General features: G+C 64.2%; 1 protein-coding gene. It reads left to right on the forward strand.

All coding sequences use genetic code 11. The features are described 5' to 3' along the window. Positions 1 to 482 (forward strand): acyltransferase domain-containing protein (locus IG94_RS39480; protein ID WP_043485756.1); only part of this gene is annotated, 482 nt, incomplete at its 5' end. Positions 483 to 523: the final 41 nt, after the last annotated feature.

Below are 523 nucleotides of genomic sequence, written 5' to 3' on the forward strand. Positions count from 1 at the left end.
ACACCCCCGACCCCCACCGCGTCGACGTCCTCCAACCCACCCTCTTCGCCCTCATGATCGCCCTCGCCCGCACCTGGCAACACCACGGCACCACCCCCGACGCCGTCATCGGCCACTCCCAAGGCGAAATCGCCGCCGCCCACATCGCCGGCGCCCTGACCCTCGACGACGCCGCCAAAATCATCGCCCTCCGCAGCCAAGCCATCCACCACCACACCCACACCGGCACCATGGCCCACATCCCCCTCCCCGCCCACCACATCACCCCCACCCCCAACATCTCCATCGCCGCCATCAACTCCCCCACCCACACCATCATCTCCGGCGACACCCACACCATCACCCAACTCACCACCCACTACCAACAACAAGGCATCAACGCCAAAACCATCCCCGTCAACTACGCCAGCCACTCCCACCACATCGAACCCCTCAAACAACACCTCCTCACCACCCTCAACCTGTCTCTTATACACATCTGACGCTGCCGACGATACTCCTTGTGTAGATCTCGGTGGGCGCC

It is taken from the genome of Streptomyces olivaceus (assembly GCF_000721235.1).
GTDB lineage: Bacteria > Actinomycetota > Actinomycetes > Streptomycetales > Streptomycetaceae > Streptomyces > Streptomyces olivaceus.